Genomic DNA, 24,707 nt, shown 5'->3' on the forward strand with positions numbered 1-24,707 from the left:
TGATCCGAGAGAGACGGGGGCTCGAATGAGCGAGCGGCCGCTCGAGCCGACGCGGCGCGACCTGCTCGCCGGCCTCGGCACCGCAGGCGGCGGCGCGCTCGCCGGCTGTTCGACGACGCTCGGAACCGGACCGTCGCCGACGTTCCGGGTCGGGACGCTCCGCCCGCCGATAACGCTCGACCCGATCGAGGCCCGTTCGATCGGCTCCGAACAGGCGATCGGGCGCGTGTTCGACGGACTCTACGAGTACGGCGAGGGGACCGACGTGGTCCCCGCGATCGCGGCCGGCGAGCCGGCGTTCGGGACCGACCGCCGCGAGGTCACTGTGGAAATAGACGAGCGGGCCCGGTTCCAGAACGGCCGGGACGTCGTCGCCGAGGACGTGGTCTACTCGTTCGAGGCACCGCTCGAGACGGACGCACCGACCGCGTGGCGGGTGGAGCCGTTCGACTCGGTCACGGCCGTCGACGAGCGCACCATCCGATTCTCGCTCGAGGAACCGTATCCGGGACTCGACTACGCGCTGACGCACCCGATCGTCCCCCGACAGGAGCGGGAAGACGACAGGGAGGCGTTCGCCACGGAACCGATCGGAGCGGGTCCGTTCGAGGTAACGTCGTTCAGCGCCGAAAAGAAGGCCACGCTGTCCCGCTGGGGCGATTACTGGGGCGATCCGGTGCCCGAAATCGCTCGGCTCACCATGGCGTACGTCGAATTCCCGATGACCCAACTGACGAGCCTCCGGACGAACCGGAACGACGCGATCGAACCGGTCTCGCCGCTGATCGTCGATCACGTGAGCGACGTGGCGAACGCCTCGGTGAAACGCCGGCAGGGCTACACGTCGTTCTACTTCGGCTTCAACCTGAACCAGGGACCGACGACCGACCCCCGGGTTCGGGAGGCGATCAGCTACTGCATGGACCTCGAGAAAGCGGTCGCCGACTTCGTCGCGCCGATGGGACGGCGTCAGTACAGCCCGCTACCGCCGCAGGTAGCCGACGACTGGGACATGCCGACCGACGAGTGGGCCGACCTCGCGAACGAGACGAACCCCGAGACGGCCCGCCAACTGTTTCGCGAGGCCGACGCGGCGAGCGGTCAGCTCCGCATCCTCACGTCGACGGATCCGAAACATAAGGAGTTCGGCGAGGCACTGGCCGGCGGCCTCCGGGACGCCAGCCGCGGTGCGCTCGTCGTCTCCAAACCCGAATCCAGCTTCCTCGAGACCGTCGTCTCCGGTTCGGCGCGCGACTACTCGGTGTTCGTGGGCGAGATCGTCGGCACGCCCGATCCTGACTCGCACCTCTATCCGACGTTCCACGAGAACATGGCGGGGGTGACGAACGGGACCTTTTACCGCGAGGACGCGGTCATGGAACGGCTCATGGCGGCTCGCGAGACGGAGGACCGCGAGCGGCGACGCCGGCTCTACGAGGCGGCGATCACGCGGCTGCTCGAGGACCGGGTCTGCTTGCCGATCTGCTCGTTCGAGAACAGCTTCGCCGTGGACGCCGGCGTTCGGAATTTCCGCGTCCATCCGATCGCGGGAGTCAACCCGCGGCTCGCAGCGGGTGCGGACATCGTAACGATGGAGACGGAACCATGAGCGGGGACGGCGGTGGCGGAAACGGGGACGGCGGGGACGAAAACGGCGGATTCGGCGTCGGAACGGCCGTCGCGCTCGGCGTCGGCGGCATCGTCGGCGGCGGCATCTACGCCGCGATCGGCATCGTCGTGGCCGCCGCGGGGATCTTGACGTGGTTCGCCTACGCGCTGGCGACCGTCGTCGTCCTCTGCTGTGCGTACTCGTACGTCAAATTGAACGACGCGACCGACAGCAGCGGCGGGTCGGTCTCGTACATCGAGGAACTCACGGGGAGATCGACGACGGCGGGCGTCGTCGGCTGGACGCTGGTCGTCGGCTACATCGGGACGATGGCGATGTACGCCTACGCGTTCGGCATGTACGGACAGATGCTGATCGGATTCGAGTACGTCTGGGGGCTCCCGATCAGGCAGTTCCTCTCGGTCGGCGTCCTCGCTATCTTTATCGGGTTGAACCTCCTCGGTGCGGGCTCGTCGGCGGCGGTCGAACGGTATCTCGTGTTCGTCCAGGCGGGGATCATCGCCGCGTTCGGCCTGATCGGCCTGTGGTACGGCGCAGCGAACTATCAACTCCGGCTGGGCTTTGCCGAACTCGGGCTCAATCCGATCCTCGCCGCTTCGGTCGGGTTCGTCTCATTCGAGGGGTGGCAACTGTTGTTCTACGATCAGGAGCAGTTCGACGATCCGGACGAGACGCTGGCGAAGGGGGTGTTCGTCTCGATTCCGATCGCGGCGTCCATCTACATCCTCGTCGGATTCGTGATTACGACGCTGTTGCCCGAAGAGGTGGTCACCGCCCAGCCCGAACCGTCGCTGCTCTACGCCGCGTTAGCCGTCTCGAAGTGGCTCGCGCTCGCGGTCGGACTCGCCGGCCTCATCTCGACGGCCAGCGCGATCAACTCGACGCTGTTCAGCGAGGCCATCTTCGCGAAAATCCTGATCAGCGACGACATCTTGCCCCACGAGATGGGTGACCCGGACGCCGACGCCGCCCCGAAACGGACCGTGATCGTCATCGGCGTCCTGACGGCCGCGTTCACCGTCCTCGGCAGCCTCGAGGCCGTCGTGGAGTTCGCCTCGCTGGCCTTCATCGTCGTCTTCGGCGCGATGAGCGCGCTCGCGTTGACGGTCCGCGACGCCGACGACGTCGACGTCAATCCGGTCCCGCCCCTGGTCGGCGTCGTCGGCTCGGCCGCCTTCTTCGTCATGCTGACGTGGTACCTCTACTCGCAGCTCCCCGCCGTCTTCTGGCTGGTCGTCGTCATCGCGGCGGCGGTCTTCGCAGTCGAAGCGATGTACTTCAAGCGACAGGAGCTTTCCGAAGGCGTTCAGCAGGTGGAAAAGCGGATCTAAGCCTTCGCCTGCCAGCTCCGGATCCGATCGGCGCTGACGCCCTCGACGTCCGCCGCGATCGCGTCGGGATCGGCGTCGGTCAGGTCCTCGAGGTCCTCGATCCCCGCGTCGGCGAGCTTTTCGACGGTCTTGGCACCGACCCCGTCGAGCGCCTCGAGGTCCGAACCCGACTCGCTCTCGCGGGCCTGGAACTCCTGATAGTTACAGATCGGACAGCCCAGCTCCCAGGGGTCGTCGCCGCTGTGGACGACGAGTTCGGGCAGCTCGTGTTCGTCGCAGTACTCGTCGGTGACTTCGATCTCGCCCCGGCGGGGCAACGGCAGCGAGTACTCGCAGTCGGGGTAGCGCGTACAGCCGACGAGCCGCGAGCCGTTCTCGAGGGTCTTGACGGCGAGCTCGCCGCCGTCGTCTCGCGACGAATCCGTCGTCGCGCTGTCTTCGCCGCACTCCGGACACGCACCCAGCACCGGCCCCTCGCCGGCGTCCTCGGCCTTGCAGAGCGGACAGCCGTGGACGAACGTCTGCCGCCCGGCGAGCATCTTGACCTCGTTGAGACCGTGTTCGTCGCACTCCTCTTCCAGGATCAGCGGCTTGCCGGTCGAGGGCAGCGGCAGCGTGTTCTCGCAGTCCGGATAGCCGTCGCAGCCGATGAAGTACGAGCCGTGGCGGCTCCGGCGGACGAGCAGGTCCTCGCCGCACTCCGGACAGGGGCCGAGGCGCTTGTCGTCCTTGAGCGACTTCCGGAGGTGGTCGCCGATCTCGTCGCGCGAGTCCGCGAGGTTCGCGAAGATCTCCTCGAGCATCTCCCGGGACTCGTCGGTGACGTCCGAGAGGTCCGCCTCGCCGCTGGCGATGGCGTCCATGTCGTGCTCGAGCTGGGCGGTCATCTCCTCGCTGACGATTCGGTCGGCGTAGTTCTCGGCCGCGTCGACGACGGCCATCGCGAGTTTCGTCGGTCGCGGCGGGTCGCCCTCGATGTAGCCGCGATCGTACAGCTTCTCGAGGGTGTTGTGGCGGGTCGACTTGGTCCCGATCCCCATCTCCTCCATCGTCTCGATGAGCCGCGACTGGCCGTACCGGCGGGGCGGCTGGGTCTGTTTGTCCTCGAGTGCCACGTCGGAGAGCGCCAGTTCTTCGCCCTCGTCGACGTCGGGAACGTAGTTCTCCGTCGTGGAGAAGTACGGGTAGACGTCGTGGTAGCCGGCCTCGACGAGGCGCTTGCCGTTGGCCTTGAGCCGGTAGTCGTCGACGTCGGCGACGACTTTGAGGTGCTCCCAGACCGCGGCGTCGGCGACGGTCGCGTAGAACCGCCGGACGACGAGTTCGAAGACCTCCCACTCGTCGTCCGAGACGTCGCCGCGGCTCGGAATCTCGCCGGTCGGATGGATCGGCGGGTGGTCGGTCGTCTCCTCGTCGCCTTCGGTCGGGACGATCTCGTCGGCCTCGAGCAGCGATTCGGCCGACTCGCCGAGCGACGAGTGGCCGACGAACTCGTCGAGGAGCTCCTCGGGGTCCAGATCGTCGGGGTAGACGGTGTTGTCGGTTCGCGGATAGGTGATGTACCCGGCGGTGTAGAGGTCCTCCGCGATCGACATCGCCCGCTTGGCCGAGTAGCCGATGGCACCTGCCGCACGGATGAACTGGGTGGTGTTGAACGGCTCCGGCGGCGTGTCGGTGCGGGTTCGCCGGTTGACGTCGACGACGGTCGCGGCGTCGCGGGCGGCCAGGGTCTCGTAGACTTCGTCCGCGGTGGCCTCGTCCCAGACGCGTTCGGCCTCGTTGCCGTCCTCGTCGCGGTAGAAGTACTGGGACTCGAAGGCGGTGTCGTCCTTCGTGAGGTCCGCGAAGATCTCCCAGTAGTCCTCGGGATCGAACGCCTCGATCTCGCGCTCGCGGTCGACGATCAGCTTCAGCGTCGGCGACTGCACCCGGCCGACGGAGATGAAGTCGTTCCCCAGCTGGCCCGCGGACAGGGAGAGATACCGGGTGAGCGCGGCTCCCCAGATCAGATCGATGATCTGGCGGGCTTCGCCGGCCGCCGCGAGGTCGAAGTCGAGTTCGTCGGGTTCGTCGAACGCGCTCTGAACTTCGTTCTCCGTGATCGAGGAGAAGCGGACGCGGCGAATCGGCACGTCCTCGTCGACGTTTCGGACGATGTCGTAGGCCTCCTTGCCGATCAGTTCCCCCTCGCGGTCGTAGTCGGTGGCGATCGTCACGCGTTCGGCGCGACGGGCCAGCAGGCGCAGCGTGGCGACGATGTTCTCCTTCGTGGCCGTCTTCTCGACGTCGGCGTCGATGAGTTCGACGGGTTCGACGTCCCGCCAGTCCGAGTACTCCGACGGGAAGTCCACGCCGACCACGTGTCCCGACAGCCCCACGCAGCGCTTGCCGCCCCACTCGTAGACGTTCACGCCGTTCTCGCGGCTCGAGTCGTAGGTCCCGCCGCTCAGGATGTCGGCGATCCGGCGGGCCGCGTTGTCCTTCTCCGTGATTATCAGCTCCACCGCGGCTCACCTCCCGGCCCTCGAGCCTCCGGCCGCAGCGACAGCGGACGAGTGTCGTTCATCGTGGCCCGCTACGATTGAGTTGTTGATAACGTTTTCGCCAAAACCGGCAGACAGCGCGGGTGTGCGTGCGGTCGGGCGTCGCGCGTGTGTCCGCGAGCGAAGGGATTTCGTTGCTGTCGACACCTTCGGTCACGCGACCGGAGTTCGGTCGGGGCGACGCGTCGGACTCGAGCGAACGGCCACAATATTGTCTGGTGTGGTACCGATCACCTTCGGTCTGCTCGGAGCCTAAGACGGGCTGCGTACGAACGCGGAGAGACAACTACCAATGAAGAAAAACGTCGGCGGATTCGATCGCGTATGGCGGCTCACTGGCGGCGCGATCCTGGCACTCGTCGGTATCGCCGCACTCGTCGGGTTCGTCTCGATCGGTGTCGTCCCGGCAGCGGTGATGGTCGTCCTCGGTTGGGTGTTTTTCGCCACCGGAGTCGTCCGGAGGTGCGTCATCAACCGGTTCCTCGGAATCGACACCACCCACGGAGAACAGACGGAGTCCAGCGGAATGACCGAGGTCTCCACGAAACGGCCGAACTGATCGGTCGATCCGTTTTTTCGACCAACGACACCCGCTATCGGCGGCGGAGCCGGCAATCCACAACCACGAGCCGAGCCCTTTTACCGCGCCCGAGCGAGGCTCAATGGAGAGTCAGGCGTGGCAACGACCGACACGGACCGATCGCGCGTCGACATGACGACGGGGGCGATCTCCCCGAAACTCCTCCGCCTCGCGTGGCCGCTGGTTCTGGGGAACCTCCTCCAGACCGTCTACAACCTCGCGGACATGTTCTGGGTCGGCCGCGTGAGCAGCGACGCCGTCGCCGCCGTCTCCCTCATGTTCCCCCTCTCGTGGCTGTTCGTCTCGACCGCGATGGGGATCACCGCCGCCACCATCGCCCTGGTCTCCCAGTACGTCGGCGCGGGCGACGATCGGACGGCCGACCGCGTCGTCGCCCAGACGATCCTGCTCACGCTCGCCGTCTCGAGCGTCCTCGCCGTCCTCGGGTTCGCCGCCCGGCGACCGCTGCTCTCCCTGATCGGCGCTCGCGGGTCGGTGTTCGTCGAGGCGCTCGCCTACATCGAGGTGATCTTCCTCGCGTTGCCGTTCACGTTCCTCTTCTTCGCCTTCCGGGCCTCGCTGCAGGGCGCGGGCGACACGAAGACGGCGATGTGGCTCGTGTTCGTCTCGGCGGGGCTCAACGTCGTCGTGGATCCCTTCTTCGTCCTCGGGTGGGGGCCGTTCCCGGCGATGGGGACGCGGGGAGCGGCCGTCGCGACCTTCCTCTCGCGCGGGCTCGCGACCGCCGCGGGGGTCGCGATCCTGCTGGATGGACGGTTCGGCGTCCGGCTCCGCCCCGGCGATCTCGCGCCGGATCTCGCGCTCCTGAAGCGACTGGTCGACATCGGCTACCCCGCCACGTTCGACGGCTGGGCCCGGAGCTTCGCGGCGGTGGCGATGGCGGGATTCGTCGCCCGCTTCGGGGCCGCACCGACCGCAGCCTTCGGAATCGGCGTCCGGCTGATGTCCGTGACGTGGGCCGTCGCGGGGGCCATCGGACAGGCGACCGCGACCGGCGTCGGGCAGAACCTGGGCGCGGAGACGCCCGACCGGGCCGCCGCCGTCGCGCGAACGGCGACCGCGGCGACGATGGTACTCATCTTCGCCGTTGCCGCCGTCCTGTTCGCGTTTCCGGCCGCAGCGATCCGCGTCTTCGTCGCGGACCCCGCCGTGATCGCCGAGGGCGTCGACTTCCTCCGGATCACCGCCCTCTTCTGGGCACCCTTCGCCGGCGTCATGGTCATTCAGGGCGCGTTCCGCGGCGCCGGCAACACCCGCGAGGCGATGATCCTCTCGATCCTCTCGCGGTGGGTTTTCCGGTTCCCGCTGGTGGTGGTACTCGCGTTCGCCTGGTCAGTGACGATTCCCGGCACCGACGTCACCGTCGCCGGCCTCGGCTGGGGCGTCGAGGGAATCTGGTGGGCATTCGTCGCCGGCATGATCGGCTCGTTCGTCGTGGCCGTCGGCTGGTTCCGACTGGGGACGTGGACCGAGGGCGTCATCGACGAGACCCACGCCGGGGCGAGCGGCGGCGACGAACGCCCTCGAGACGAGTCGGCTCCCGGCGGCGAGAGCGAATCGGAGTTCGTCGACGACTGAGCGGCCGAGTGCCGGTACGGACGCCGCTCGAGTCGCCGGGCGGTCGCGGCCGACCGGTTCTCCGGTGCATCCATCGACCGCTGAGATCCTCACGAACGATGAGTATATCACGATTAACGGCTGCGATAGACTTAACACTACCAGGTGTTACCACCTAGTTGTATGAGCGAATTCGAGCAGTTCAGTCAGGTCGGCGAAGCAGACGTCACCCGTGCGATCGGACAGGAGTGGACCGAGGAGTTCATGGACTTCTCGGACTCGGACGTCATCATCGTGGGCGGCGGCCCGTCGGGGCTGACGGCCGCGAAGGAACTCTCCGAGCGCGGCGTCCAGACGATGGTCGTCGAGAAGAACAACTATCTCGGCGGCGGCTTCTGGCTCGGGGGGTTCCTGATGAACAAGGTGACGGTCCGGGACCCCGCACAGCAGATCCTCGAGGATCTCGACGTCGACTTCAAGGAGTCCCGGGACAGCGAGGGACTCTACGTCGCGAACGGTCCCGAGGCCTGTTCCGGCCTCATCAAGGCCGCCTGCGACGCCGGCGCGAAGATGCAGAACATGACCGAGTTCACGGACATCGTCATCCGCGAGGACCACCGCGTCGGCGGCATCGTCATGAACTGGACGCCGGTCCACGCGCTGCCCCGCGAGATTACCTGCGTCGACCCGATCGCGGTCGAGGCCGATCTCGTCATCGACGCGACCGGCCACGACGCGATGGCGGTCAAGAAACTCGACGAGCGCGGCGTGCTCGACGCGCCGGGGATCGGCGACGCCGAGGCGTCCGCGACGGGCATGGATCAGACCGGCGACGACTCCTACGGCGCGCCCGGCCACGACTCCCCCGGCCACGACTCGATGTGGGTCGGCAAGAGCGAGGACGCCGTCGTCGAGCACACCGGGCTCGTCCACGACGGGCTCATCGCGACCGGCATGGCGACCGCGACCACCTACGGTCTCCCGCGGATGGGCCCGACCTTCGGTGCCATGCTCGTCTCCGGCAAACGCGCCGCCCAGGAAGCGCTCGACGAACTCGAGGTCGACGCCGATCCCGTCGAACTGACCTCCCGGGCCACACCGGCGGACGACTGATCGGGCCGTCGACTCGCCGAAACCCATAGCATTTTCGCGCCCCGGCGGCACCGCTCGAGCATGAAGCTCGTCGTTACCGGTGCGACCGGCGGCGCGGGGAGCTGGATCGTCGATCACTTCGCCAGCGAGGGCCACGACGTCGTCGGCGTCGACCTCGAGCGGCCGCCGGGCGAGCGCGACGGGGTCACGTTCCTCGCGGCCGACCTCAGCGACCAGGGGCGGGCCTGGGAGGTAATCCTCGATCACGACCCCGACGCGGTGATCCACTTCGCGGGAATTCCACGACTGGGAATCGCGACCGGCACCGAGACGTTTCTGACGAACGTCACGACCGCCTACCACGTGTTCGAGGCCGCCGGGCGGACGGGCGCGGACGTGATCTGGGCCTCGAGCGAGAGCCTCTACGGGATGCCGTTCGCCGCGGAGCCGTTCCTCCCCGACTACCTGCCGATCGACGAGGCTCACCCGATGCGGCCGGAAGACGGCTACGGCACCTCGAAGCTCGTGGGCGAGGAACTCGCGGCGAAGACCGTCCGGCGGTACGGCGTCTCCGTGGCGTCGATCCGCCCCTCGTGGATTCAGTATCCCGGGGCGTACCCCGTCGCCGACGAGCGAGCGGCGTTCGACCTCGCGACCGCCGACCGGAGCGGCAACTTCTGGTCGTACGTCGACGTTCGCGACGTCGTTTCGATCGTCGACGCCGCGCTCGAGGCCGAGATCGACGGCCACGAACCGTATCTGGCGGTGGCCGAGGAGAACTACCTCGACCGCGAGACCGCCGCGGTGATCGAGGCCGTCTTCGGCGACCTCCCCGATGAGTGCACTCTCGACGGGGACGAGTCGGCGTTCTCGACGGCGAAGGCCCGCGAGGAACTGGGCTGGGAGCCCGCCCACTCCTGGCGGGAGGCGGAGGGAGAAGCCCCGCGAGGACCGACCTTTCTGGAAGAGTAGCGCACGGCGGGTCGGCTCCCGCCGCCCGTCGCGTCCGCAGCCGTCTCGGACGCGCGTCGCCTCGCGACCTCCCCGTTACCTCGAACCGCGCGCCTGCACCCGCCTCGGCAACCGCAACCGGTTTCAACCACTCGGTGGTACAACCACGATATGAACGCGTCTCGCACCGTCCGTTCGTCCGCCGCCCGCTGTCCGTTCGAACACCCGACCGACCGACCGATCTACACCCACTGACGATGGTCGACCGCGTCATCCTCTACCGCGCACCCACGACGGTGGCCGACGTCGACGGGATCGCGGACTGGCTCACGGACCGGATCGACGCCGCCGTGACCGTCCGAGATCGCTTCCTCGAGGTTCACCGGACGGACGACCTCCCCGAACAGTTCGCCGAGGCGCGCGTTCCCTCACCGTACGAGCGGGAGACGGGCAACACGATGCTCGGAACGATCCGCTACGAGGAGCGCGCGCTCGAGAATCCCGACCGTGAAGGCGGGGTACTCTACGACGGCGTGCAGATCCAGCGGGCGCTCAACGCCGCGCTGCCTGCCGACGAACGGGGGCTCGAGACGCTACACGTCCCGGTTCTCGACCGCGCGATCGGGACGTGGGGCGAGCACGACGGCCGCTGGCACAAGCGCGTGACCGTCCTCGGACAGCCGGCGCTGGTTTCGGTACCGGGCCTCTACGAGGCACCCGCGAAACCCGAGGCGTACTACAAGGAAAAGCAGCGCCACGCACTCCTCTCCGGCGACGCACCGCCGCGGGAAATCCTCGAGAACCAGGTCGAGGGCGACTTTCTGATCGCGGACGATCCGCGAACCACCGACGCCCTGAAGGGGTACGTCCTGCAGGCGTTCCACTATCTCGAGACCGGCGAGACGTTCTGTGATCGAGCGAGTTGTCGACTCTTCAACGCCCACCGTCAGGCGGAGCTATTCGACGCCCAACTGCGCGAGCCCGCCTTCTGCAGCGAGCACGCGCGACTGTACGAGGGCTCGACGGGGTCGGCGTCGACGTAAGCCACTGGCGTGCGCAAGTGGTCCCGGAACCGGTGTGTACTTTTGTCCCAGTCGTCTTCGACAACGCACAATGAGTGCTGAGTTTACCGTCGAAGTTCCCGTTCGCTATCGCGACCTCGATCCGCTGAACCACGTCAACCACGCCGTCTACGCGAGCTACCTCGAGGCAGCCCGGACCGACTACCTGCAGGAGGTGGCGGGACTGGCATCCGGGGGGATCTCCTTCGTCATCGCGACCCTCGAAATTACCTACGAGCGCCCGATCACCATGGGCGACGACCCCACGATCGCACTCTCGGTGTCACGGCTCGGCGAGTCGAGTTGTACCATGACGTACGACCTCCGCGTCGACGGCGACACGGCGGCGACCGCCGAAACGACCATCGTTCACGTCGACCCCGAGACGGAACGCCCGAGCCCGATTCCCGAAGGGATGGCTCGACGGATTCGAGAGTACGAGGGGCTCGAGGCGGCCGCGTAAAATCCCTAGTACTCGAGCCGTCCGCCGGTCAGCCGGACGACGCCGAACACGTGCGTCTCGTCCGCGACGGCGACCGCACGCTCGCGAAGCCGGGCGTGGGCGGCGGCTATCTTTTCGTCGAGCCGAACGTGGGGGTCGTTCTCGTAGCGGAGTCGCGTCGTCGGCGGCGTCGAGAGGACGACGATCGCCCGGAAGACGGCGTTGACCGGCGGCGCGTACCACGCTCGGCTCCGGGCGGCGTTGGCGAGGACGACGGTCCCGTCGGGACCGACGAGGTCGCACCAGTCGTCGACCGCACTCGTCGGCTCCTCGAGCATTCCCACGACGAACGTCGCGAGGACGGCGTCGATCCCGTCGCCACCCGCCGGGATCGCGCCCTCGAGCGGGGCCCCGACCGGCGGCTGCGTCGCGTCACCTCGAACGACGTGGACGTTATCGGACGCCGCGGTGGCCGCGCGCGCCCGTTCGAGCACCGGCCGGGTGAAGTCGATCCCGATCACGGTCCCCTCGGGGCCGACCCGCTCGCGGAGGAAGGGGAGGTTCGCGCCCGTCCCACAGCCCATCTCGACGACCGTGTCGCCGGGCTCGAGGCGACAGGCGGCGGCCGCGCGCTTCCGGAGCCTCGCGATTCCGGGCGTTCGGCGTGCGATCAGGTCGTAGAGGCGAGCCCAGCGGCCGTAGAACTCCTGTGCTGATTCGGTCATAGCAGGTCTCGTCGTCGCCGGCTTCGTGCAGCGTTCAGAGGAGCGATCGAACCGAATCCGCGACCGACTCGGCGTCCGCGCCGAGGACGTAGATCAGCGGCTCGATTCCCATCCCGCCGGTCTGGTACAGCACCGTCGCCTCGGGGGCGTCCTCGATCGCCGCACCGACGCTCGAGGCGACGTCGCCCGATTCGTCGAACTCGGCGGCCACGTGGTCCTGCTCGGTCAGCTCGTCGACCAGCGCCGGCTCGTACGCGATGTTGACCGCGGCCGACGCATCCGCGCCGTGGCGGCGCGCGGCCAGCAACACCCGCGCGACGTGCTCGGAAACGCCGAACTCGGGGTCCGCGGGGATGGTCGTCCGACCTTTGACGTCGAAGATCCGGCCGGGAACGCCCGCGACGTCGTCGACGTTTTCGGCGTCCGGCGTGCAGGCAACCAGGTTCGAACCGACCGCGGGGATCAACCCCGTGAATCCGCTCGCCGTCTCGAGCATCCCCAGTCCGCGCCGGAGCGACGAGAGCACCCGCTCGCTGGTGCGGAGGTCGCTCTCGGGATCGTGAACCCGGAAGCTCGCGCCGTGGTCGGCGAGCTCCGGCACGGCCTCCTCGTGGAGCTGCGCGAGGAGGTCCCCGCCGGCCTCGAGGTCGCGGATCAGGACTTCGATCTCGATCAGCGCCTGAACCGGCGATATCTCGCCGGCCGCCAGCCCGTTTCCGAGGTCGTCGACGAGGGTCCGAACCCGCTCGTCCTCGGCGATACGATCGTTGACGGTCACGTCGCCGTGAGCGTACTTCGAGACGGCGCTCTGGCTGATTCCGAGCACGGTGGCGACCTCGCTCTGGGTGAGGTCTCGGTCCCGGAGTTCACCGGCGAGCAGCGACCGGACGGTCGGGAGGAACTCGTCTACGACGATTTCTTCGACGAATTGCATTCGTTACACGATGGTACGACAGCGGACGGGATAACTTGTTGGTCCGGCGGCTACGCGGCTCGAGGGAGCGGCGATCGGCCGCCGACGGGCCGGTCTAAACGACGACCGGAGCGACCATCGACGCGAACTCGTAGGTGAAGACGTGGTTGAGCAAGACGTAGGTGACGACCCCGAGGAAGAGGCTCAGGATCCACGCGGCGGCGGCGATCCGACCGATCCGGGCGTGGGGCGTGGTCCGGAGCTCGGCGGGCGTGTGAGTCAGCCCGAGGATCAGCGCGTAGAGGACGACCGGCACCGAGACGATCGAGAGGACGATGTGGATCGCCAGCATGACGAGATAGGCGTAGAAGACGCCGTCCGGACCCACGAACTCCTTCGTCCCGCCGCCACCGACCTTGAGCAGGTAGACGACCAGAAATCCGAGGATCAGCGTGAACCCGGTCAGCATCGCCAGCCGGTGTTTCTCGATCTCGCCGGCCCGAATCCAGTACCAGCCGAGCACCAGCACCACCGTCGCGGTCGTGTTGATGGCCGCGATCACGTGAGAGAGCAGGTCGACCTGCGCGTTCGTGAGGTCGGGGTAGATCGGAACGTCCAGCAGAAACGTCCCGATCACTAGCGCGTAGCCGACGATCGTCAGGAGGATCGTGACACCCATCGGCCGCTCCCGGAGCCGTCGTCTCGCGTCAGCGGTTGCCATTACCGGACGTTGGGAGCACCGCCGTATCATGCTTGCTGTTTCAGCACACCGCTCCGAGAACGCCGCCCGGCCGTTTCGAGAACGCCGTCCCGTGACGGTCGTCGAGTCAATCCCGATCGAACGGAAACCGATCGAGCCGCTCGCGAACGAGCGGCTTCAGTTCGAACAGGTACCGTTCGGTGTCCGCGAGGCCGTCACCGTCGGCCGTCTCGTCGGGAACGTGTTGGGTGTACATCACCTCGCTGACGGTGACGTCGTCGGGAATCTCCTGCGCGATGACGACCCCGTCCACCGCTCGACCGGGCTCGAGTTCGACCGCTGCTCCGGTCCACCGCCCGGGGAGGTCGGTCGCGTGCGGAGCGGCGATACTCGAGCCCTCGTAGAGGAAGCCGTCGTCGCCGAAGAAGCTCGTGTTCGTCGTGCCCTGCCAGGCGAGCGATCGCGAGCTCGTATTGTGGACGCGGAAGAACGCGACCGTTCGCGTCGTCGCGGCGGTGACCGGCCCGTCGATCAGCGCCGCGACGTCGACGTCGTGTACCAGCCCCGCGAGCGTCAGTGTCAGGTACTCGCCGCTCACCGGTAGCTCGTGGTCGCGCGTCTCGCCGCGTTCGGCCGGATCGTCGGTCGGCCGGTACTGACACGCGTTCGAGCGCCCGTCCGTGATCGCCCCGCCGTCCGTTTCGTGGTCGTCCGGTGCCTGCTCGCCGAGGATCGCCTCGTACGCCCCTTTGATCCGCAGAAACCGCTCTCGAGAGCCACCCTGATCCGGATGGTGATCCTTCAGTAAGGTCCTGTAGGCGCGCCGAACGGCACGCTCGTCGGCGTCCGGCGAAAGGCCGAGGACCTCGTAGTGACTCTCCATTGTGGCAGTAGTCGATCCCTCTCAGAAAAGAGTCTTTCCGTGTTCCGCCCAGACCAGTGCACGTGGGTCCGCTGGCCACCACCCGCTAGTGCGAGCCGTCGTTCCCGGGGTCGGTCGCTTCCTCGAGCGTCACCGCGCCATCGCGGTCGACAGTGACGTCGTAGCCGCAGAACGTGAACGAGACGGTCCCGCGCGGTCTGGTCGCGCCGTTGGCCCGCTCCGCGAAGAGCGCGTCGAGCGCCTCGGGATCGACGACGGTCTGGAGCGACTCGTACTCCGGTGGCGAGATCGCCGCCGCCGGGACCCCCTCCGCCTCGGCGACCGCATCGATCACCGCTCGACTCGGCGCGTTCCGGACCGCTCTGCCGCCGCTACCACGACCCTCCACCATCGTTCCTCCCCTTCCAAATCCGGTCGAATAAAACTGTCCGTCTCGCACTCGGAACGCGTCGGGTGGCGGGACGGCACCGTCGACCGGTCGAGCGCCTCGAGACCGTCAACTGATGTGGATCGCGGGTTTGCCGGGCCGAGCCTCGCCCGCCCGCTCGTCGTCGCCGGTCGCTCGACGGACCGTCACGTCCGCATCGAACTCGTCGGTGACGAGCCACGACGCGCTGTCGAGGATCGCCAGTTCGCGATCCCCCGCGAGCACCTGTCCGCCGTCCCCGCCGTCGCGTCCGGCTATCTCACCGACGAACGCCGCGACGGCGTCCCGATCGGCGTCGATTTCGAGCGTCTCGTCCGCGAGCAGTCGGTCGGCGATCGAATCGACGTCGGCCTCACCGGCTGCGTCCTCGTCCGCGGACCGACCCGCCAGTTCGACGGCTCGATACTTCCACTCCCGGGCGACGACCAGTTCGACCCGCTCGGGCTCGTCGATAGCGGCGACGTCGACGATGTCTCGGACGTCCTCGAGCGTTCGCTCGACGAGCCCGCGCTCGAGCTGGGCCGCCGACGTGTCCCGATTCGGCTCGGGCCAGTCTGCCTCGACGACGAGTCCCTCGCCCCGGAGTTTGTTCCAGAGCTCCTCGCCGAGGTGCGGGGCCATCGGGGCGATCAGCGCGGCGAGGGTCAGCAGGCCGCGTCGGTGGACCTCGCCGTGTGGCCGGTCGTACTCGCGATACCGCCGGAGCAGGCGCGCGAGCTCCCGGATCTCCGTGGCGGCACGGTGGAACCGGAACCGGTCGTACTCCTCGGTGACCACGGCGATCGTGCGGTCGATCTCTCGAGCCACGTAGTCGTCGTGATCCCGTCGCCTGACGCGGCTGTCGCCCGCCTCGACGAACGCGGTCGCCATCCGGTAGAGCGTCTGCTGGAGGTCGTAGGCCCCGCGGACGTTGTTGGCGGTCCACTCGAAGTCCTGCTCGGGGTGGGCGGCCGAGAGCACGAACAACCGGGTCGTCTCCGCGCCGTACTCCTCCGGCACGACGACGTTCCCCTTCGAACTGGACATCTTCTCGCCGTCGTACAGCACCGTTCCCTGGCTCTTGAGCTCTCGAATCGGCTCTCGTCCCTCGATGAGTCCGATGTCGGCCAGCGCCTTCGTGAAAAAGCGGGTGTACAGCAGGTGGAGGATGGCGTGCTCGTCGCCGCCGACGTAGACGTCGACTGGCATCCAGTCGTCCGCGAGGTCGGTGTCGAACGGCGCGTCCGCCAGGTCGGGCGAGAGAAAGCGCAGGTAGTACCACGAGGAGTCGACGAACGTGTCCATCGTGTCCGTCTCGCGCCGCGCGGGGCCGCCGCAGTCGGGGCACGTCGTCTCGTTCCACTCCTCGGCCGCGTCCAGCGGGTTCCCCGTGGTCCGAACGAATTCGGGGAGCTCCACGGGCAGCTCCTCGTCGGGGACGAGGACGTGGCCGCAGTCGTCGCAGTGGACGACCGGGATCGGCGTCCCCCAGTAGCGCTGCCGGGAGATCAGCCAGTCCCGGAGCCGGTAGGTGACGTCTTCCACGAGCGCGTCGTGGTCGGCCACGAGTCGCTCACCGGCCCGCTCGCTCTCGAGGCCGTCGTACTCGCCGCTGTTCTCGAGGACGCCGTCGCCGGTGTAGGCCCCGGTTTCGATGGCGCTCTCGGTGGCGTCGTCGGGAGCGATTACGCGCTCGATCGGCAGGTCGTGCTCGAGCGCGAACGCGTGGTCGCGCTCGTTGTGGCCCGGGACGCCCATGACGGCACCGGTGCCGACGTCCTCGAGGACGTAGCTGGCGACGTAGACGGGGAGTTCCGCGCCGGTCAGCGGATGGATCGCGGTCGCGTCCGTCTCGATACCGGAGAACCCGACCTCGTCGGGGTCACGCTCACGGACGGTCTCGACGTACGCTGCGACGTCGTCGTCGTCCTCGGCCAGTTCGCGAGCCAGTTCGTGGCCGGGCGAGACGGCGAGGGAGGTCGCCCCGTAGATCGTCTCCGGGCGAGTGCTGAACACGTCGACCGTCCCGCTACCGTTCCCGTCGTCGGTCTCGCCGTCGCCGACACCGCCGTATTCGGGTACGTCGAAGGTAATTCGCGCCCCTTCCTGCCGGCCGATCCAGTTGCGCTGGATCTCGCGAACGCCCTCGGGCCAGCCCTCGAGATCGTCGAGCCCCGCGTCCAGTTCCTCGGCGTAGTCGGTGATCGTGAAGAACCACTGGTCGAGTTCGCGCCGTCCGACGGGCGTCTCGCAGCGCCAGCAGACCCGGTCGCCGTCGCTGCTCGCGGCTTCGCCGCTCCCCCGATCCGAGGGCTCACTGTGTTCGTCCTCGCGTTCGGCGACCTGTGCGTCGGCGAGCACCGTCTCGCAGTCGGGACACCAGTTGACCGTCGCCGCCTCGTACTCGACGAGTCCCGCCTCGTAGAGCCGCTTGAACAGCCACTGATTCCACCGGTAGTACGCCGGCTCGCAGGTGGTGATCTCCCGGGACCAGTCGTAGCCAAAGCCCATGGTCTCGAGTTCCTCGCGCATGCGACGGATACACGCCTCGGTCCAGGACTGGGGGTCGGTCTTGCGCTCGAAGGCCGCGTTTTCGGCGGGCAAGCCGAACGCGTCCCACCCCATGGGGTGGAGGACGTCGTCGCCCTGCATGCGGCGATAGCGCGAGTAGGCGTCCGTGATCGCGTAGTTGCGGACGTGCCCCATGTGGAGCGTGCCCGACGTGTAGGGAAACATGCCGAGGACGTAGGTCGGATCGTCGGCGTCGGCATCGAGCGCGTAGACGTCGTCGCGCTCCCAGACGTACTGCCAGAACTCCTGTACCTGCGCGTGATCGTAATGACTGGTCATTGTCGGCGAGATCCGTTGGGTGTCACTGGGCGGTCCGGCCATATCATTGTTCGGCCCCGCAGGACCGCCACGCCCCGACCGAACCCGCCGCCGCCTCGCAGTCACCTCGAGTCGGCGACGATCGGTCCCGCGTCCCTCGGCGACCCGCGGCGGTGCGCTGTGGGCTGACATTAACAAAGCGGATCGGCCCGTTACGAGCGATCGTCGAATGTCCCGCCTTCGCGACGATCTGCCATCGGCGTTTACGCTGCTCGTCACAATCGCGACCGTCCTGCTCGCGTTCGGACTGCTCACGTCGGTCTTCGCCCCGGACCTGACGGCCGACGAGACGCCCCCGTCCAGCCCCGCGACGGAGAGCGAGGGTGCGTCGGCGACGGGATCGAACGCGACGACCAACACGTCCGAGAGTGCCACCGCTGCCGACTCGGAGAGCGAACCCGGCAACTCGACGGCCGACGCGGCCTCGACAGCGGCATCTTCCGAGGACGATCCGCCGAGCGATTCGGATACCGACTCGACGGACGACGACGGTCCGTTCGACGACGAATCCGCTGCGGAGGGACCGATCGACGACGAACCGGGCGACGACGACCGCGACGGACTCGAGTGGGCGCTCGAGGAGGCCGGGTTGGTCGACGACGAGGACGACGGGGACGACCGCGACCGCGGGCCACCGGACGACGACCGTGGCCCGCCGGACGAGGCCGGACCGCCAGCGGACGCCGGCCCACCGGATGACAGGGGACCGTTCGACGAGTAGCCGTATGCTCGTCGCCCCGCCGAACCCGTCGGCGACCGTGAACGTCATCGAAACCGAACGACGGGGACTCCCTTCATAGACGGCGTCGTAACTCGTCCTATGCCACCGACCGCACTCGTCACCGGCTGTTCCTCGGGCATCGGCTACGAAACCGCTCGCGCGCTGCTCGCCGAGGACTGGCGCGTCTACGCGACCGCTCGAGACCGCAATCGAGACGGCCTCGAGAAGCTGGCCAATCGGGGTGCGGCCCTCGCGGCGCTGGACCTCACCGACCCGGACGACATCGACCGCGTCGTCGGTCGCATCCGCGAGGAATCGGGCGGTGTGGACTGTCTCGTCAATAACGCCGGCTACGGTCAGTTCGGCCCGGTCGAAGACGTCCCGACGAGACTGCTCGAGCGCCAGTTCGCCGTCCACTGTTTCGGGCCGCATCGGTTGATGCGAGCGGTGCTGCCGGGAATGCGAACGCGTGGCCGTGGCCGAATTATCACCGTCACTAGCGCCGCCGATCGCCTCGCGCTCGCCGGGATCGGCGGCTACACCGCGTCGAAGTGGGCGATGGCGAGTCTCAGCGACGCGCTCCGACAGGAACTGGTCGACTCGGCGGTCGACGTCGTCGTCGTCCAGCCCGGGATCGTCGCGACACCGTTCTACGACCGCGCCGTAAGCGCGGTCGAAGCGGCGGCCGCGGCGTCGCCGCCTCGAGCCGCCGCTGCGGCGACCGCCGGGGAGACGACCCGGGAGGTGAGCGTCGTCAGACCCACCCGCTACACCGATCTCTACCGCGTCCTTCAGCGGCTTCGCGCCGTCGAGGGGGGTGGCCCACTGATCAACGACCCCGAACAGGTCGCAGCGACGGTTCGAGACGCCGCGACCGCCGCAAATCCCGAGACGCACTATCGCGTCGGCCCGGTTCCCCTGCTCGGATCGCTCTACGGGACGGTCGTCCCCGCGACGGTGCGGGATCGTCTCACGAAACTCGGCATCCGACTCGCCGCGAGCGAACCCGTTCTCGACCTGCTCGAGCGACGGACGCCCGACGCGGGTTCCGATCGGTATCCGTGATGGGGGCCGCGCGCGGACGCGACGCTATCGCGTTTCGGTCGCCGTTCCGCGCGGGACCTCGCGGCCGGCGGTGGAGGCGACGTACGCCGACAGCGCTGCGGCGACCAGTCCCAACACGGTGTTGCTCCAGGTCAGTCCCCGATCGGCGACCTCGAGGCCGCTCATCGCGACCTCGCCGCCGATGGCGAAGTGGGAGATGGCTGTCCAGAGCGCCAGCAGCGCGACGAGCGACATCACGCCGGTACTGGTCGGGTGATCGGTGACGATCCGGTAGTAGTTGTAGCCGGCGAGCAGGAAGATCGCACCGCCGACCAGCAGGTTGTTCCACAGGATGGATTGGGCCGTCTCGTAGACGAACGGCGATGCGGCCAGCCAGAACCCGATCAGCGAGACGATGCCGCTCAGCCACTTCTGTCCGTCCGGTTCACCCTGATCGTGGGCGGGCGATTCGCCAGTCGACGGGTCGGTGGTCGTAGACTCGCTCATAGTGGCCTCGATCGGTAATACCGCGAGCCGATTGAAAAAGCGCGACGACCGTTCCACCCCGATTCCCGAGAACGGCTCGGATTCCGTTCGTTCGGCGCTCGATCAACGAGCGGTGGCGCGGCTAAGATCGGCTTTCGAACTCGGCAATGACCGACTGGCTACCCCGTCCCGATCCGGTTAATGAGGGATTATTCCGGGGGCGCTCGGACGAGAACCTGCCCAGCAAGCGCCGTACTCTCGATCACACCCTCCCTCGATCACCGGCCTCGTTCTGACCGATCGGTGCTCGACGAGGCCCCGCCACCGGTTTCGTCGGCTCCATCGGACCGATCCGGCACCGCAGTCGAGCGGCGTCGCGAATCGTTTCAGCCGCGAAAACGGTTTTATCGTCCGTATAGTGAACCGCCGAACGACGAAACCATCAGGTAATGAGATTACTCGTACCTGTGCACTGCGGACGACGAAGCCGGCAGCGTACCCCTGATCGAGTCCCGAATCGAGAGCCGGCGGACGGCAACGCGTTCACGACGGCGACCGCCGGGACCGGTCGCTCGACACTCTCCCGACCGAAACCGGCAGTAGCCGATATCGGCGAGACGGCGAGTGCGTAACAACCGACACCGAATTTCATCCCACCTACAATGCGCCGCAATGCCCGACGACACCAGACGAAGACCCGATCGATTCAGAGCAGCGTCCAGGTTTTGCTCTTGGTTAGCGGTATGGCGTTCCTGCTGGCCGGGTTAGTACTCGCTGCGGGCGGAGCGTCCGTCGACAGCGCGATCGGAACGGTCGACGACAGATGGGACGATTCACAGAAGCAGACCAGCGACGACGTCGAGTCGCCGAACGACGGAACGACGCCCACGGACGGCGGCAACGAAACCGACGGCGACGGCGGTAACAGCAGTGATGGCAGCGACGGCGGTGACGGCGGCGATGGCGGCGATGGCGGCGATGGCGGCGATGGCGGCGATGGCGGCGATGGCGGCGATGGCGGCGATGGCGGCGATGGCGGCGATGGCGGTGACGGCGACGGAGGCGATGGTAGCGACGGCGGTGACGGCGGCGACGGCGGTGACGGCGACGACGGCAGCAACGAACAGCACACGTTGACGGTAATCGTCGAAGACCAGGACGGCAACCCGATCGACGGCGCCGATGTAAGTCACGACCCGTTCAGCGATAACAAAACCACGGGCGGGAACGGCGAGGCCGAGTGGACGGTCGAGGACGGGAGCTACCACGTGTCCGCGGCCGCGGACGGCTACCAGTCCGTGGAAGACGACGTCGAGATCGACGGCGGCGACGAGACGATCACGCTGACGCTCGAGGAGAGCGACTCCGGCGACGGCGGCGACGGCGGCGACGGAACGTACACGCTCTCGACGACCGTGGAAGACCAGAACGGCGACGCGATCGACAACGCGACCGTCGAAGCCGAGAGCGGATTGGGCTTCCTCGGCTGGAGCGACGAGAAAGACGTCGACGACGACGGCAAAGCCGAGTTCCAGGACCTCGAGGACGGCGAGTACACGGTGACCGCGTCCGCGGACGGCTACGCGGACACGGAGCAAACCGTCACGATCGACGGCTCGGACGAGGACGTCACGTTGACGCTCGAGCCGGCTGACGGCTGACGAGTCGGGCTGCCAACCCGATCTCGGGCGTCTGGACTGTTTTTGCGACCGTCACGTTCTCCATCGAACGCGGACGCCGATTCGACGGTCGCGGACTCGAGCATCGGCGTGCGCCGTGTACGCACCTCGCCCTCGTCTCGACCGAACGCGTCGCAGGCCGTCGGTTGCCGCAGTCGTCGATCGACGCCGTCGAGAACGGTCCGAGACCGACCGCTCGATCACGGACTCGCCTCCGGGAGCCGACTGTGACCGTCTCGCGACGGAGAACGGCCGCGTTATGTATTGGATAGCAATGGGTCGGAGCTCCGTATCGACGATCGAATGACCCCCTGGCATCGACGCACCGTACTGGCGATCGGCATCGCGGTCGCGACCGGAACGGTGCTCGGAACCGTCGGCGCGCGTACCGAACGCGAAGACGAGGATCGACAGGCACGCGACGGCCCGACCGATCGGGCGGGCGATGACGACATCGAACTCTCCGTTTCCGTGCCCGAATCGGTCCCCTATCGAGAAATCGCGGATCCGATCGAGGACGCTGCCGACGTCGTCATTACGGTGTGCAATACCGGCACCGACGCGACGTCGATCACCGCGACGCTCGAGATCGGTGACGTCGACGAACCGGTCGTCCTCGAGCCGGACGCTGGTGACCACGACACCGTCCGTTTCGGCGTCCTTCCGCGGGAACTCGGCGTCGGAGCGCACGACTGGACCGTGACGGCCGACGGGAAGATCGAGTCCGGCAGCCTGACCGTCGTCGACGACGAGCGGTGACTGGCTCCGAACGACGAGAGTAACTGGTGCGGCTGCGACCTGCTGTCGAAAGCGCCCTTCTTCTGGCTCTCTCGGGCACGAATCGAGGCCTCGTCTCACGCCGAGATAGGATGCTACCGGTTCGGACGGCTGCGTCGAAAAGACGTTAGTTGTCGGGCGAGGCGGTCATTCGACCGTAACGCTCTTCGCGAGGTTTCGCGGTTTGTCGATCGGACGATCGAGCTGATCCGCGGCGTGGTAGGAGAGCAGCTGCAGCTGGACGTTCGCGAGCAGTCCCGTCCAGACGGGGTGCGTGTCCGGGACCGACAGGTGCGCGTCGGCGATGTCGACGAGGGGATGGTCGTCCGGGCCGATGGCGACGATCGGTGCGCCCCGGGACTGGGCCTCGATCGCGTTCGTCTTCGTCTTGTCGTCGGCACCGCCGGTCGCGACCGCGAACACCGGCGTCGCCTCGGTCACGAGGGCGAGCGGCCCGTGTTTGAGCTCGCCGGCCGCGAACCCCTCCGCGTGCTCGTAGGTGATCTCCTTGAACTTCAGCGCGCCTTCGAGCGCGACCGAGCGACCGCGGCCGTTTCCGATGAAGAAAAACGACTCGCTGTCGAGCGTCTCCTCGGCGAGCGACTCGGCGGTGCTCGTCTCCAGGACGGTCTCGACGTGCTGTGGGAGGTCCTCGAGCGCCTCGAGCATCGCCGCCCGGTCCGCGACCGGCGCGGCGTCCGGCACGTCGCCGGCGAGGCGCTGGCTGAGGAGGGCGAGCGTGACCGCCTGCGAGGAGTAGGTTTTCGTCGCCGCGACGCCGACTTCCGGGCCAGCGCGGATGTAGACGGCGTCGTCGGCTTCGCGTGCGGCGGTCGACCCGACGACGTTGGTGACGGCCAGCGTCCGCGCGCCGCGATCGGCCGCTTTCCGGACTGCGTCGAGCGTATCGGCCGTCTCGCCGCTCTGCGTGACCGCGACGACGAGCGTCGTCTCGTCGACCGGTCCGGCCGTGGACTCGTACTCGCTGGCGCGGAGGACTTCGGCACGAACCCCGGCCTCTCGGACCAGCTGGCCGCCGTACATCGCGGCGTGATAGGAGGTCCCGCAGGCGACGAACTGGACGGAGTCGACATCGGCGAACGTCCCGGGTGGGAGACTCTCGAAGGCGACGTCGCCGTCCTCGATTCGCCCCTCGATCGTGTTCGAGAGGGCCGTCGGCTGCGTGTTGATCTCCTTGAGCATGTAGTGGTCGTACTCGCCTTTCCCGGCGTCTTCCGGGTCCCAATCGACGGTGTCGATCGAGCGCTCGATCGGATTCCCGGCCAGATCGGAGATCTGGTAGGCGTCCGGCTCGAGGACGACGAGATCGCCGTCCTCGAGGTAGATCACGTCCTCGGTGTGATCGAGGAACGCCGGGACGTCGCTGGCGAGGAACCACTCCTCGTCGTCGAGGCCGAGCACGAGCGGCGATCCCTTCCGCGCGGCGTAGACCGCCTCTTCGCCGTCGACGATCGCTGCGATCGCGTAGCTTCCCTCGAGCGTGTCGACGGCCTTCCGGACGGCTAGCTCGGTGTCGCCGGTCGCCTCCCGAAACTCGTCGATGAGGTGCGGGATGACCTCCGTGTCGGTGTCGCTCTCGAACTCGTGGCCCTTCGCCGTGAGCTCCGTTCTGAGCTCGTCGTAGTTGTCGATGACACCGTTGTGGACGACCGCCACGTCACCCGCCGTGTCCGTGTGCGGATGGGCGTTCGCGTCGGTCGGTGGCCCGTGCGTGCTCCAGCGAGTGTGGCCGATCCCCATGTTCCCGTGCGGATCGCTATCGAGCGACGATTTGAGATCGGAGACTTCGCCGGACGTCTTGTGTACCTTGACGCCGGAGCCGTTCTGGACGGCAATCCCAGCCGAGTCGTAGCCCCTGTACTCGAGGTTCTCCAGCCCCGAGAGGAGCGTCTCCGCCGCATTCCCCTGTCCGATTCGCGCGATAATTCCGCACATCAGACGGTCACCTCCGCTCGAGCGGCGGCTGTCGGCGACGGTAACACACCGGACTGACGGCATGTGACGCGGTCGTTGTCGGTCGCGTCGGTCGTATCGAGTTGGTTCGCGATCGCTGCCCGCAGTGCAGTACTGTTCCGTGTCATTGGTATCACCGACCCCGTCTGCCGCCACTACCGACGGTCGGGGGCGTCACTCCAATCACGTGGGACAGCGGCCATTACTATACCACGAATAAGACGGTACTGTGAGTACGACGGTGGCTATCGGCTGTATAATCTCGAGTGCGTTTTCACAATCCATCGTTCAACATAGTTTTC

At 67.6% G+C, this 24,707-nt stretch carries 22 protein-coding genes; 12 read left to right on the forward strand and 10 right to left on the reverse strand.

Annotation, left to right across the window (positions count from 1 at the left end; all coding sequences use genetic code 11):
• The first annotated feature begins 25 nt into the window (after nt 1-25).
• Together BMX07_RS09110 and BMX07_RS09115 are read left to right on the forward strand one after the other, a co-directional pair.
• Nucleotides 26-1,609, forward strand: coding sequence for an ABC transporter substrate-binding protein (locus BMX07_RS09110; protein WP_090617007.1), 1,584 nt, complete (start codon nt 26-28; stop codon nt 1,607-1,609).
• Nucleotides 1,606-2,961, forward strand: a complete 1,356-nt coding sequence (locus BMX07_RS09115) for an APC family permease (RefSeq protein WP_090617009.1) — start codon at nt 1,606-1,608, stop codon at nt 2,959-2,961. Before BMX07_RS09110 ends, BMX07_RS09115 begins: the two co-directional genes overlap by 4 nt.
• On the opposite strand, the gene BMX07_RS09120 is transcribed toward BMX07_RS09115, so the two are convergent.
• Complete coding sequence (locus BMX07_RS09120) at nt 2,958-5,465, reverse strand: DNA topoisomerase I (protein ID WP_090617011.1); 2,508 nt, start codon at nt 5,463-5,465, stop codon at nt 2,958-2,960. The genes BMX07_RS09115 and BMX07_RS09120 overlap by 4 nt on opposite strands.
• Before the next feature lie 331 nt (nt 5,466-5,796).
• Here BMX07_RS09120 and BMX07_RS09125 point away from each other — a divergent pair, with 331 nt between their 5' ends.
• The 6 genes from BMX07_RS09125 to BMX07_RS09150 all read left to right on the forward strand — a co-directional run bounded on the left by BMX07_RS09125 (nt 5,797) and on the right by BMX07_RS09150 (nt 11,229).
• The gene (locus BMX07_RS09125; protein WP_090617013.1) at nt 5,797-6,063 is read left to right on the forward strand and encodes a YgaP family membrane protein; all 267 of its coding nucleotides are present in this window, start codon (nt 5,797-5,799) and stop codon (nt 6,061-6,063) included.
• A gap of 117 nt (nt 6,064-6,180) precedes the next feature.
• Nucleotides 6,181-7,683: an MATE family efflux transporter gene (locus BMX07_RS09130; protein WP_245742081.1), complete on the forward strand. Its 1,503-nt coding sequence runs from the start codon at nt 6,181-6,183 to the stop codon at nt 7,681-7,683.
• Nucleotides 7,684-7,845: 162 nt separating this feature from the next.
• Nucleotides 7,846-8,775, forward strand: coding sequence for a sulfide-dependent adenosine diphosphate thiazole synthase (locus tag BMX07_RS09135; protein ID WP_090617015.1), 930 nt, complete (start codon nt 7,846-7,848; stop codon nt 8,773-8,775).
• A 60-nt stretch (nt 8,776-8,835) separates the two neighbouring features.
• On the forward strand, nt 8,836-9,726 hold the full coding sequence (locus BMX07_RS09140; RefSeq protein ID WP_090617017.1) for an NAD-dependent epimerase/dehydratase family protein: 891 nt from the start codon (nt 8,836-8,838) through the stop codon (nt 9,724-9,726).
• Between the two features lie 236 nt (nt 9,727-9,962).
• Nucleotides 9,963-10,748 carry a DUF7001 family protein gene (locus tag BMX07_RS09145; RefSeq protein ID WP_090617019.1) on the forward strand — a complete coding sequence of 262 codons (786 nt, stop codon included), beginning with the start codon at nt 9,963-9,965 and terminating at the stop codon, nt 10,746-10,748.
• A gap of 70 nt (nt 10,749-10,818) precedes the next feature.
• Complete coding sequence (locus BMX07_RS09150; protein ID WP_090617021.1) at nt 10,819-11,229, forward strand: acyl-CoA thioesterase; 411 nt, start codon at nt 10,819-10,821, stop codon at nt 11,227-11,229.
• 5 nt (nt 11,230-11,234) lie between these two features.
• On the opposite strand, the gene BMX07_RS09155 is transcribed toward BMX07_RS09150, so the two are convergent.
• The 6 genes from BMX07_RS09155 to leuS form a co-directional block, all read right to left on the reverse strand.
• Nucleotides 11,235-11,933: a class I SAM-dependent methyltransferase gene (locus BMX07_RS09155; protein ID WP_090617023.1), complete on the reverse strand. Its 699-nt coding sequence runs from the start codon at nt 11,931-11,933 to the stop codon at nt 11,235-11,237.
• 34 nt (nt 11,934-11,967) lie between these two features.
• A complete protein-coding gene (locus BMX07_RS09160; protein WP_090617025.1) occupies nt 11,968-12,867 on the reverse strand; it encodes a thiamine-phosphate synthase family protein in 900 nt (299 codons plus the stop codon).
• 94 nt (nt 12,868-12,961) lie between these two features.
• A complete protein-coding gene (locus BMX07_RS09165) occupies nt 12,962-13,567 on the reverse strand; it encodes a DUF420 domain-containing protein (protein WP_090617027.1) in 606 nt (201 codons plus the stop codon).
• Between the two features lie 106 nt (nt 13,568-13,673).
• Entirely contained in the window at nt 13,674-14,429 is a 756-nt protein-coding gene (locus BMX07_RS09170) for a J domain-containing protein (protein ID WP_090617029.1), read from the reverse strand.
• 85 nt (nt 14,430-14,514) lie between these two features.
• Nucleotides 14,515-14,820, reverse strand: coding sequence for a HalOD1 output domain-containing protein (locus tag BMX07_RS09175; RefSeq protein WP_090617030.1), 306 nt, complete (start codon nt 14,818-14,820; stop codon nt 14,515-14,517).
• 105 nt (nt 14,821-14,925) lie between these two features.
• Entirely contained in the window at nt 14,926-17,685 is a 2,760-nt protein-coding gene (gene leuS, locus BMX07_RS09180; protein WP_090617032.1) for a leucine--tRNA ligase, read from the reverse strand.
• A gap of 208 nt (nt 17,686-17,893) precedes the next feature.
• Here leuS and BMX07_RS09185 point away from each other — a divergent pair, with 208 nt between their 5' ends.
• Both BMX07_RS09185 and BMX07_RS09190 read left to right on the forward strand, forming a co-directional pair.
• Complete coding sequence (locus BMX07_RS09185; protein WP_090617033.1) at nt 17,894-18,445, forward strand: hypothetical protein; 552 nt, start codon at nt 17,894-17,896, stop codon at nt 18,443-18,445.
• A gap of 99 nt (nt 18,446-18,544) precedes the next feature.
• Nucleotides 18,545-19,510, forward strand: a complete 966-nt coding sequence (locus BMX07_RS09190) for an SDR family oxidoreductase (protein WP_090617034.1) — start codon at nt 18,545-18,547, stop codon at nt 19,508-19,510.
• 24 nt (nt 19,511-19,534) lie between these two features.
• Here the strand turns inward: BMX07_RS09190 and BMX07_RS09195 are convergent, their stop codons facing one another.
• Nucleotides 19,535-19,996: an SPW repeat protein gene (locus BMX07_RS09195; RefSeq protein ID WP_090617036.1), complete on the reverse strand. Its 462-nt coding sequence runs from the start codon at nt 19,994-19,996 to the stop codon at nt 19,535-19,537.
• A 722-nt stretch (nt 19,997-20,718) separates the two neighbouring features.
• Between BMX07_RS09195 and BMX07_RS09200 the strand changes: the two genes are divergently transcribed.
• Nucleotides 20,719-21,636, forward strand: coding sequence for a carboxypeptidase regulatory-like domain-containing protein (locus BMX07_RS09200; RefSeq protein WP_342708164.1), 918 nt, complete (start codon nt 20,719-20,721; stop codon nt 21,634-21,636).
• A gap of 321 nt (nt 21,637-21,957) precedes the next feature.
• The gene (locus BMX07_RS09205; RefSeq protein WP_090617039.1) at nt 21,958-22,413 is read left to right on the forward strand and encodes a hypothetical protein; all 456 of its coding nucleotides are present in this window, start codon (nt 21,958-21,960) and stop codon (nt 22,411-22,413) included.
• A 165-nt stretch (nt 22,414-22,578) separates the two neighbouring features.
• Here the strand turns inward: BMX07_RS09205 and glmS are convergent, their stop codons facing one another.
• A complete protein-coding gene (gene glmS, locus BMX07_RS09210) occupies nt 22,579-24,387 on the reverse strand; it encodes a glutamine--fructose-6-phosphate transaminase (isomerizing) (RefSeq protein WP_090617041.1) in 1,809 nt (602 codons plus the stop codon).
• Nucleotides 24,387-24,533 carry a hypothetical protein gene (locus BMX07_RS24365; RefSeq protein ID WP_175480100.1) on the reverse strand — a complete coding sequence of 49 codons (147 nt, stop codon included), beginning with the start codon at nt 24,531-24,533 and terminating at the stop codon, nt 24,387-24,389. The genes glmS and BMX07_RS24365 overlap by 1 nt, the downstream gene beginning before the upstream one ends.
• Nucleotides 24,534-24,707 lie beyond the last annotated feature (174 nt).

The organism is Natrinema salaciae, assembly GCF_900110865.1.
Classification (GTDB): domain Archaea; phylum Halobacteriota; class Halobacteria; order Halobacteriales; family Natrialbaceae; genus Natrinema; species Natrinema salaciae.